The sequence below is a fragment of the Methanospirillum sp. genome (assembly GCF_028679455.1).
Taxonomy (GTDB): domain Archaea; phylum Halobacteriota; class Methanomicrobia; order Methanomicrobiales; family Methanospirillaceae; genus Methanospirillum.
This window is the reverse complement of the sequence record NZ_JAJRBM010000394.1, coordinates 1-7,109: the sequence shown is the minus strand read 5'-3', so window position 1 is coordinate 7,109 and position 7,109 is coordinate 1. Positions and strand designations below refer to the sequence as shown.

General features: G+C 40.3%; 6 protein-coding genes. 4 read left to right on the top strand and 2 right to left on the bottom strand.

Going from position 1 to position 7,109, the window contains the following annotated elements; genetic code table 11:
- The first annotated feature begins 253 nt into the window (after positions 1-253).
- Entirely contained in the window at positions 254-553 is a 300-nt protein-coding gene (locus tag LUQ50_RS13380) for a zf-TFIIB domain-containing protein (RefSeq protein WP_300040481.1), read from the top strand.
- 2 nt (positions 554-555) lie between these two features.
- Here LUQ50_RS13380 and LUQ50_RS13375 read toward each other — a convergent pair whose 3' ends face one another.
- The gene (locus tag LUQ50_RS13375) at positions 556-1,503 is read right to left on the bottom strand and encodes a cation diffusion facilitator family transporter (RefSeq protein ID WP_300040479.1); all 948 of its coding nucleotides are present in this window, start codon (positions 1,501-1,503) and stop codon (positions 556-558) included.
- A gap of 259 nt (positions 1,504-1,762) precedes the next feature.
- Here LUQ50_RS13375 and LUQ50_RS13370 point away from each other — a divergent pair, with 259 nt between their 5' ends.
- The 3 genes from LUQ50_RS13370 (at position 1,763) to LUQ50_RS13360 (ending at position 5,503) form a co-directional block, all read left to right on the top strand.
- On the top strand, positions 1,763-3,733 hold the full coding sequence (locus tag LUQ50_RS13370) for a PAS domain-containing protein (protein ID WP_300040477.1): 1,971 nt from the start codon (positions 1,763-1,765) through the stop codon (positions 3,731-3,733).
- A 236-nt stretch (positions 3,734-3,969) separates the two neighbouring features.
- Complete coding sequence (locus tag LUQ50_RS13365; RefSeq protein WP_300040475.1) at positions 3,970-4,362, top strand: response regulator; 393 nt, start codon at positions 3,970-3,972, stop codon at positions 4,360-4,362.
- Positions 4,343-5,503, top strand: coding sequence for a response regulator (locus LUQ50_RS13360; RefSeq protein WP_300040473.1), 1,161 nt, complete (start codon positions 4,343-4,345; stop codon positions 5,501-5,503). Before LUQ50_RS13365 ends, LUQ50_RS13360 begins: the two co-directional genes overlap by 20 nt.
- A gap of 20 nt (positions 5,504-5,523) precedes the next feature.
- Here LUQ50_RS13360 and LUQ50_RS13355 read toward each other — a convergent pair.
- A partial coding sequence (locus LUQ50_RS13355) for a hybrid sensor histidine kinase/response regulator (RefSeq protein ID WP_300040471.1) occupies positions 5,524-7,109 on the bottom strand: 1,586 nt, incomplete at its 5' end.

Sequence of the window (7,109 nt, the reverse complement as noted above, 5' to 3'; positions counted from 1 at the left end):
TCATATGATAATAATTGAACCGTTTATTTTGCAGAACTAATTTGTCAAAAGGCAAGTATGGTGAAGAATAGTAAATTTTCGAATCACGAATTAGTGATCAAAACCTCTCTGTTTAGGATCCGGCAATGAGAAGAGAACCGGAGATTACCACGATTACCATAATTGAAAGCCATAATTTTTTCATATAAATTCCTCTGTGCGTGATGAGAGAAACCATTTCTCTCCAGCAATCTTAGATGTTACGATCGTGAATATGAAGTGTCCGGTTTGTAATGTTGATCTCTTGATGGGAGAACGATTATCAGTCTCAATCGACTATTGCCCTCAATGCAGAGGAATCTGGCTTGAAAAGGGAAAACTCGATCAACTGCTTAATGGTGGCGGAATTGGTCAGTCCATGCAGGGTTCAAGTGGATCTGGAGGGGTAATTGGTTCAGTTCCTGGCAGATTCTCTGACAGTGGCCATGATCACCATCATGATCACGATTATCATGACCATGATTCGAACAAGAAACATCATAAAAAGAGATCATTCTTTGATGATCTCTTCTGATGTTACTCTTTTTTTTCCGGATTAGTCTCACATATTGAAGGTTTTATCGCATTCTCACCGGTATTTGGCTCAACATGAATGGTGACGCATGCCCGGGGAAATTCGAGTTTCAGATCGCTTTCGAGATGGTCTGCCAGATCATGAGACTGTTCTACTGAAATGTCCTTATCGACGACCAGGTGAAGATCAATAAATATTTCCGGGCCGGCACGTCTGGTTCGAAGTCCATGAAAATTGACATAATCTGATTGATGTTCACAGATGATCCTGGTGATCCTTGAAATTTCATCATCAGTGAGCCGGTAATCGGTTAGGTCCTTGCATGATTTTACCGTAAGTTCATACGCTGCTTTCATGATGACCAGGGCGACTACTATTGCAACAAGAGAATCGAGGATGATAATTCCCGTAAGTTGTATCAGGATAAGGCCGATCATGACCCCGGCTGAAGTATAGACATCGGTGCGAAGGTGCCAGGCATCACTTTCCAGTGCGATAGATTCAGTCTTCTTGGCAATTTTCATAAGCCGTGCAGAGACGAAGGCATTCATTCCTGCTGAAATCGCCATGACCGCAATACCCGCGAACATGAGTGTCTGATTCATCGGTTCTGATGATGGTTCGACTAATTTGACGTATGCTTCATGGATGATCAGAAGTGCGGCAACGAATATGAGGAGTGCTTCAATCAATCCTGAAAATGACTCATATTTACCATGACCAAATTCATGTTCCTCATCCGGAGCTTCGGAGGATTTCCGGACTGAAAAATAGGCAATACATGATGCAAGCAGATCCATTCCTGAGTGGATTGCTTCTGAGATGATACTTACCGAGCCAAGAGCAATGCCAACGACCAGTTTCATCACAACGAGAAAGGTATTCGAAATGACAGAAAAGATAGCCGTTTTTTCTTTTTCTTTATTGAGAATGGCGATATCAGATGTCATGGATTATCAGAAAACAATGTATCACAGATGTGAATCCTATCAAATAATCCCTGATATGATTTAGGGTTTCTGATAAGAATCCCTCTCAACGAGGGAGGGTGTTCAGTGCGAATCTTCTCACTAGACAACCTCAACATCCTGATAACAGTCTCAAGGTCCTTTATGTTAAAGATTGGAATGCTACTCACTTATTTATACATGAGAAACGGTAATAGATGATATGTCCGAATATTCCTGGACATATCATGCATTGGCAGATGTGAAATTACAGATAATGAAACCGGTTTTTCTCTCTTCGATCCTCATTATTGTTATCTCAACAATAACTCTGACAGCATATTTTCTGGGAGAATGGAAATTTCTGGGCTTTGGCCCTGGCTATATCCCTATGGCACCACTTACGGCCCTGCTCTTTTTGCTTCTTTCAATATTGCTAATAATTCAGGATCTATCTTTGAATTCAAAAAATCAACGGCGAATAATAATTATCGGATCTGCAATCATTTTTGTTATTAGTTTTATCAGCCTGATTCAGATTTTTGTATCGCAACTTCCAGACTTCAATACCTGGTTTTTTCACGGTGAAGATGAAATAGCAGGAATACCGGTTGGAAAAATCTCCTCAGTAACTGCAGGTGTTTTTGTCCTCTATTGTCTCTCATTGTGGACGGGATTGAGCCGCAATACACGAATTCGGGAATTATCTTCAATTCTCGCAGTAATAATCTCAATTATTGGTCTAATTGTGGTAGTAGGTTACTGGTATCAGACCCCTTTTCTCTATGGTGGAACAGGAGTCCCCGTTGCTTTGACAACCGGCCTGGGTTTTTTCATTGGAGGATCTGCTCTTATTGTGCTGAGAAAAAATGATACCACTCTTGGAGTATCCTTTTTTGGAAGTTCAATCCAGGCAAAACTTTTAAGAACCTTTCTTCCGACCGTACTCCTTTCTGTGTTGATTGAGGGCTGGGTTTTTTCAGTACTTGTTACTCGCTCATCGGCGGTAAATCCGGTATTCTGGTCAGGGATCATCGCTCTTAGCTCTATGGCATTCATTGCCGCCATGATAATTATTCTCTCGCGACAGATCTGGAAAACCATTGAAAAAGCTGAATCCGAACGTGATATAACATTATTAGCGCTCCAGAAAACTCACAATGAACTCTCAAATGCATACACCCAGCTTAAAATTAGTGAGGATAAATTACGAATTCTTACGGATTATACCTATGACTGGGAACTTTGGGAGAATCCTACAGGTGAATATGTCTACATTTCTCCATCGTGTTTACGCATTTCCGGGTATTCTGCTAAAGAATTTTACACTCATAAAAACCTGTTATCAGAGATTGTGCATCCCCAGGACAGACTAATGTGGGAAGAACACAACCAAACCAGATGTCTACATGATTGTCCCATCTCAATATATTTTAGGATTATTCATCGTGATGGCGGGGTAAGATGGATTCACCATATATGCCAGTCCATTATACTCCCCTCCGGTGAAAACCTAGGAAGAAGATCAAGTAACCGTGATGTTACCCATGAAAAAGAAGGGGAAATCGCACTTAATGAGAGAAATGCCCAATATCAGGTAATATCAGAAAACTCAGCAGATGTGATCTGGATATATAATCTTGCATCTCAAAAACTTCGATATATCAGCCCTTCAGTCTATAAACTTCGTGGCTTTACTCCTGAAGAAGTTATCAGTCAGTCATTTGAGGAGATGCTCACACCAGAATCATATCAACTCGTAGAAACTGCCTTACCACAACGAATCTCACAATTTATGGCTGGTGAAGAGTCAGAAAGGGTTCAGATTACTGAGATTTATCAAACATGCAAAGATGGATCAATTGTTCCTACAGAAGTTGTCACAACCCTTGTCCAGGATCAAAATGGAAATGTTGTTGAGATAATTGGTGTTAGTCGTGATATAACAGAAAGAAAGGAAGCAGAAGAGAAGATATCCCTGGCATTAGTTCAGATAGATCAAAATCTCGAAACGCTTGCAGTATTAAATGATCAGATCCGAAATCCTCTTACGATAATGGACTTTATTTCTGAAGAATTAGAAGGAGATAAAAAGAGGATCCTTCATGAACAGGTTCTCCTCATTGATGATCTCATCAATCAACTGGATAAAGGGTATCTTTACTCAGAAAAAGTCAGATGCTTCCTTGCAAAGCATTTAAAGAACAGATATGCCAAATCAGAGGAACAATAAATCCATCATAAATATGCAAATGTTCGGAATAAATTTCAGAATAATTTGGACCATACTCGTATGCAAGACTGTGTCATCCGACCCCAACCCAATCTATATATCCCTTCTTAATCCAATAGCCATTATGTCAGGGATCACTATGAACACACCATAGTGATTTCGGAGAGTTTAACCTTGGTTCAGTATAGGGTTTTGTCTGGATAGTAATTGCGGGCTCTTCAGATCTGGAAGATATTATGAAAATTCTGGTAATTGAAGATAATGAGCAGAATATGTACCTGATTCGCTTTCTCTTAGAAAGTAATGGGTTCACAGCAATAGAAGCATTAAATGGTCAGGATGGTATTCGCCTAGCTCATGAAATGAAACCAGACATCATCCTTCTTGACATTCAACTTCCAGGTATGGATGGCTATGAAATTGCCGGAGTTATAAGAAGTTCACCAGAGATCCAAACTATTCCCATTATTGCAGTTACCTCATATGCCATGTCTGGTGATCGTGAGAGGATACTTGCAGCAGGAGCCACCGATTATATCGAAAAGCCAATAAACCCGGAAACATTTATCGATCAGATTCGGGTTCATTTTCCTCAAAGGCGGGCAGATAATGAGAGTATTAATTGTTGATGATCAGTATGCGAACCGCTACCTTCTTGAGAAAATTCTGGTATGCAATGGTTTTGAGGTTATTTCTGCAGAGGATGGTGTAGAAGCGCTTGAAAAAATTAACAATAACCCGGTAGATCTGATCATATCTGATATCCTCCTTCCACGAAAAGACGGATTTCAATTTTGCAAAGAGATCAAAACTGATTCAAAATATCAACATATTCCCTTTGTTTTTTATACTGCAGCCTATACTGAAAAGAAAGATATTGAATTTGCACTAAACCTGGGAGCAGATAGATACATAATCAAGCCAACCGAACCTGAAGAGTTCATCACCATTATAACCGGGATACTCCGGAATATTTCAGAGATAAAAACAGGAAAACCAGAAGGTATTGACCTTAAAGAGGAAGAATATCTCTCAGAACATAATCAGCGTTTAATCCGTCAGTTAGAAAAAAAGGTTTCAGAACTTGAAACGGTAATCAGAGATCTCAATCATTCCGAGGAGAGATACAGGAACTTATTTGAAAATGCCAATGATGCAATTATCCTGTACAACCTTTCATCAGACGGACAAATCAGTACAATCTGCGAGGTGAATGAGATCGCATGTAACCTTTTGAGGTATACAAAACAGGAACTTATCGGAAGAGATGATTCACATATTGTATCAGACGTAGTGACTGATGATTCACAGGGAGCAAAAGAACAACTCACGGAAAAAAAACATCTTACCTATGAGGGAGCATTCAGGGACAGAGATGGAGTCATTGTCCCGGTTGAGATCAGTTCACACCTCTATCAGGAAAATGGGAATCAATTCTGTTTATCGATCTACCGGGACATCACCATACGTAAGAAAAATATGATTGAATTGAATCGGGCACTATCCCAAATAAACAATAACATCCATCAGATGGCAACCATAGGGGATCAGATCAGAAATCCTCTTACGATAATAATGAGTGCATGTGAAGATCTCCCAGCGACATCTAGTGCAAAGATTATGGGGGCAATCTACAAGATAGATGCCTGTGTATCTCAGATCGATCTGGGATGGGTATATTCAGAGAAGGTTCGCTCATTTCTAATCAAAAATTATGGCCTGGAGTTTAAAGATGTCCAACCAAGCACAGACCCCTGTCAATCCCAGTAATTACATCTGATATTCATTGCTTAATTACTGTCGTTCCTTTTTTCAGGGAAAGAGAGAGTGAAAGTACTCCCTTTTCCTACCTCACTTGTTACCGTGATAGTACCGTTATGAAGTTGGACCAATTTTTTACAGATTGATAATCCCAGTCCGGTACCTTCATGTTTCCGGGTTGTACCTGTGTCAATCTGATGAAATGGCTGGAATAATGTGTCGATATCTTCCGGGTTAATCCCGATTCCAGAATCACGGATCGCAATAAAGACAGTATCATTCTCAACCCGGTTATTGATCTGTATACTACCAGTGTCGGTAAATTTAACTGCATTGCTCAATAGGTTTAAAATTATCTGCTCAATTCTTCGCTGATCTCCAATGACAAATGCTTCTTTTACACGGAGATCAGTCTCAATTATCAGTCCTTTCTGGTCTGCAAGTGGCTGAATCGTCTTTATCACAGATATAATTGAAGGGACAATATCAACTGGTTCTCTTGATATTTTTAATTCACCAGCCTCAATTTTTGAGATATCAAGCACATCGTTAATGAGGGCGAGAAGATGGGCTGCACTATGCTTCACGAGATTCAACTGTTTGTGCTGTTCGGTTGTAAGTGGTCCGGCCAAACCCTGAAGTATGATACCGGTAAATCCGATTATCGAATTCAGCGGGGTCCTCAGTTCATGAGACATCGTTGCAAGGAAGGCTGACTTCAATCGATCCATATCTTCGGCTCGTTGCTTGGCCGTTTGTAACTCGGAATTTATCTGCTCTAATTCATCTCTCTGATCCTGTAGTTGTAGATTAGCGGTCTCAAGTTGGGAGGTTCGTTCTCTTACTATCTCGCTGAGATGATCCCGGTACTGTGATAACTCGTCATTTGCCTTGAGGTTAGCTTCATCCCTTAATTTGATAGCGGTGATCATCGAATTAAATGATTTTGACAACTCACCGATTTCACCTTCAATATTCGTTGGAATGGAATGATTTAACTGACCAGTTTCTGAAATATTTGTCGCGATAGAGGTTAGAGTTGAGATTGGTTTAATAACCGTATGGTTAAGGGCCAAAAGAGTGATGACACTCAGAAGGATTAAAGCCACGAATACAAAGATAAGAATCGTGATAATGGATTCTGACAATTCTTTCTCAATTTGATAAAATGGAATTATTACCGCATATTTCCATCCGAGATGAGGAGAGGTATAATAGATCAGGTATGCCTGGGGAAGTGCAAGCATTCCTTCAGAAGACTGGAGCAGAGTTGTTGTCTGATTCCCGGTTACACGGGAGATATTGTTATACAGAAGAGAAGGATCTTTGGCAGCCAGGACGGTTCCTGTTTCGTTTACCATGACAATCTGAACATCCCTTCCAAAATTAAATTCAGTGACGTATTTTGTTAGATCAACGAGAGTAATATCAGCTCCAATGACTCCGGATACTGTGCCGTTGGGAAGGACCATCGCAGTATCAATCCCAATATTGAGATCCGGAGAGGTTACTGATTGATAGGGATCTGTTCGAACAACCCGTCCGGGATGTTCTTTTGCAAGAATATACCAAGGCCGTGTTCTGGGATCATAGGCAGTAGGACTTGGTCGTAGAT